Source organism: Trebonia sp. (assembly GCF_049794275.1).
Lineage (GTDB): Bacteria > Actinomycetota > Actinomycetes > Streptosporangiales > Streptosporangiaceae > Trebonia.
In genome coordinates this window covers 1-3,509 of record NZ_JBARCR010000561.1, presented here as the reverse complement: position 1 = coordinate 3,509, position 3,509 = coordinate 1, and the positions used below count along the sequence as shown (strand labels likewise).

2 protein-coding genes are annotated in these 3,509 nt (G+C 69.1%); one reads left to right on the top strand and one right to left on the bottom strand.

What is annotated here, in order from left to right:
• On the top strand, nt 1-2,187 hold a 2,187-nt coding region (locus WA805_RS15375; RefSeq protein ID WP_425242655.1), incomplete at its 5' end, for an amino acid permease.
• A gap of 3 nt (nt 2,188-2,190) precedes the next feature.
• On the opposite strand, the gene WA805_RS15370 is transcribed toward WA805_RS15375, so the two are convergent.
• Nucleotides 2,191-3,509: hypothetical protein (locus tag WA805_RS15370; protein WP_425242654.1), on the bottom strand; the 1,319-nt coding region annotated here is incomplete at its 5' end.

Sequence of the window (3,509 nt, the reverse complement as noted above, 5' to 3'; positions counted from 1 at the left end):
CCGCTGACGCTGGTCATTCTGTTCGTGATGACGCTCGTGGTGCTGTCCTACCGCGAGGTCGTCATGGTGTACATCAGGCCGGGCGGCTCCTATGTCGTCGCGCGGGAGAACTTCGGTCCGCGGATAGCCCAGGTCTGCGCGGTGGCGCTGCTGATCGACTACGTGGTGACCGTCGCCGTCCAGATCGCGGCCGGCACCGCCGCCGTCGCGTCCGCCTTCCCTGCTGTCGGCCCGTACAAGCTGGAGATCTGCGTCGGGGTCGTGCTCCTGATGTGCTACGGCAACCTGCGCGGCCTCAAGGAGGCGGGCCGGTCCTTCGCCATCCCCACCTACCTATTCGCTGGCTCGGTCATCTTGATGATCGTGGTCGGCCTGATCCGCGAGGCCCTCGGCCAGCTCCACCCGTATGACCCGGCCACCATGCACGGCACCTACATGCTCGGCTCGAGCACCTCGGGGATCATCAGCGTGGTCATGATCTTCACGCTGCTGCGCGCGTTCGCCAACGGCGGCGCGTCGCTCACCGGCATCGAGGCGGTGAGCGACGCGGTCGGCGCGTTCCGCCCGCCGGAGGGAATCAACGCCCGCCGGGTGCTGGTCGCCGAGGGCATCATCCTCGGCACGCTGGTAGCCGGCATCGGCTGGCTCGCGCACATCACGCACGCAACGCCGTACACAGCGGGCTACCCGACAGTGCTGGCCCAGGAGGCGCAGAAGGTCTTCGGCTCCGCCTTCATCGGCCAGTCGCTGTTCTACCTGGTGCAGGTCGCCACGATGCTGATCCTCTACACCGGCGGCAACACCAGCTTCAACGGCTTCCCGTTCCTGACCAGCTACGTGGCTGGCGACTCCTTCCTGCCCCGCTGGCTGCTCAAGCGCGGCCACCGGCTGGTGTTCTCCAACGCGATCATCCTGCTGACGATCACCTCGGTGGCGCTGCTGATCATCAAGGACGCGGACGTCAACAACCTGGTGCCGCTGTACGCGATCGGCGTGTTCACCGCGTTCACGATGGCCGGCTTCGGCATGGCCAAGTACCATCACACGCGCCGCGAACAGGGCTGGCGCTACAAGTTCGCGATCAACTTCTCGGCAGGCGCACTGAGCCTGGTCGTCGTGCTCATCTTCGCGGTCGTGAAGTTCACCGAGGGCGCCTGGGTGGTGCTCGTGCTGTTCGCCATCCTGGTCCCCGCGCTGATCCGGCTGAATACCGAGTACCGCGCGGAGGCCGAGGTGCTCGAGACGGTCACCGGCGAGCAGCCGCCGCCGCCTCCGCACTACTCCCGGCGGGTCGTCTTCGTCTTCGTGGACAGCTTCGACCTCGCCACGCTCGCCGCGCTGCGGTACGCGCGGTCGCTGCGGCCGACCTCGATCCGCGCCGTGCACTTCGTCATCGACAGCCTGCGGGCCGAGCGACTGCGGGAGAAGTGGACCAGGGCGGACCGCGGCGTGGCGCTTGACTTCATCGACTGCCCGGACCGCAGGCTGATCAAGGCGGCAAGCGACCTGGTGGAGCGCGAGATCCAGGACCCGGGCACGCACGTCACGGTGATCTTGCCGCGGCGCAGCTACTCGCCGCTGCTCGGCCGCCTGCTGCACGACCGCACCGCGGACAAGATCGCCGCGGTGGTCAGCCGCATCCCGCGGTCGGCCGCCACGATCGTGCCTTACGACGTGCCGAGCCGGGTGGAGGTGCTGCAAAGCCGCCAGGCAGCGGTGAAGGCGGCGAAGGCAGGCAAGGCAGCGACGCCGGTGGAGGCGCCCCGGCCGGCGGAATCGGTCAAATCGCTCGACGGCCAGGCGGCCATCGCCGCCGAGCTCGCGCGCCAGGCGGACGTCGTAAGCCAGCACGCCCTGCCCGACGGTAAGCCGCGCAGGCAGCAGGGCCAGCGCGGGCCGTCCAAGGGCACCACCCCGATCGGGTCGGTCACCACGCCGCGCAAGGTCACGGTGGAGGGCAAGGTCCGCGTCATCGAGATCCGGCCGGTGGAGCACAACTCGGTGCTCGCCGTGGAGATCCACGACCCGACGGGCAACCTCACCGCGATGTTCTACGGCCGCTCGAACATCCCTGGCCTGATCTGCGGTTCCCGCGTCAGGCTGCAGGGATCGGCGGGCATCCGCGACGGCCAGCCGGTCATGATCAACCCCGCGTACGAACTGGTCTCCGCCGTCGAGGAGGAGTAGCGCTCAGTCCGCCGACTCCCTCGCCACTAGCTGGTACGCCGGGTTGATCATGACCGGGCCGTCTTCCCTGACGGACACCTTGCCCTGGAGCCGCAGCCGCGCGCCGGGCTCGACACCGGGGATGTGGGTACGGCCGTAGAACATGGCCGTCAGTTCTCCGGTGGCGTCGGCGACCGTGCACTCGAAGACGCAGTTCTGCTCGACGGGGCGGATCTCGACCGACCGCACCCGGCCCTCGACGATCGCCTTCCCCGGCGCGGTGAGCGCGCCGATGGGCGTGACCCCGGCGGGCGGAGCGGGGGGTTGCGCCCCGTTCCCGTCCTGCCGCACCCCGGCGGCAGCGGTGGTCGCGCTCTTTTCCTTTGTCCGAACGGACCCGGCCCTCTCCGCACCGTCACCGTCCGCCGCGACGCGGGCGGCCTGCCTCGCGTGCAGCACCTGGACGCGGCTGGGCACGTCGAAGGGGATGATCGTGGCGGCGGAGTTCGGCACCTGGCTCACCACCGCGGCTATCTTGTCCGCCGTGCGGTCGTGCAGCAGGCGGCCGAGCAGCGGCGAGTAGCTGCGCCGCGGCAGCACGACGGTGACGTTCGTGCTCTTCTGCGCGGCTTCGTGGCTGACGAGCTCCACCGCTGCGCGCAGCAGCCTGCGATCCGGGGTATCGATCATCTCGAGCGGGATGTCCTGCCCGAACCGCACCCAGTCCTCCCGCAGCGTCTCGGCCTGGGTGCTGTCGATGACGAAGTGGACGGCGCGCATCGAGGTCGGCCGCAGGCCGCGCGCGTACCTGATCGCGGCGAACGTCGCCAGGTCCACGCTGTCCACGAAGATGAGCACGACCCGGCGGCTGTAGTTCGGCTGCCGCGCCGGGATGCCCGCCGCCCGGCGGTCGCCGATGTTCTCCAGCACCTCGGCCTCCATCCGGTACTCCCTGTTGAGCCGGATGAGGAGGAACACCAGGGTCGGGAAGATGATCACGATCACCCAGGCGCCCTCGGTGAACTTCACGACCGCGAAGATGACAACCACGATCGCGGTGTAGATCGCCGCGGTCCTGTTGATGACGAGCCGCCGCCGCCAGCCGGTCTCCTTTACCCGCTTGTGGTACCTGGCCATACCGAAGCCGGCGATCGAGAACCCGGTGAATACGCCGATCGCGTAGAACGGGACCAGTCCGTTGACCTGGGCCTTCGTCGCGACCAGCAGGATCAGCGACACCACGGTGAGCACGATGATGCCGTTGGACAGCGCCAGCCGGTGGCCGCGCTTGGTCAGCCAGCGGGGCAGGAACGAGTCGCCGGCGACGAAGCTGGCCAGGAACG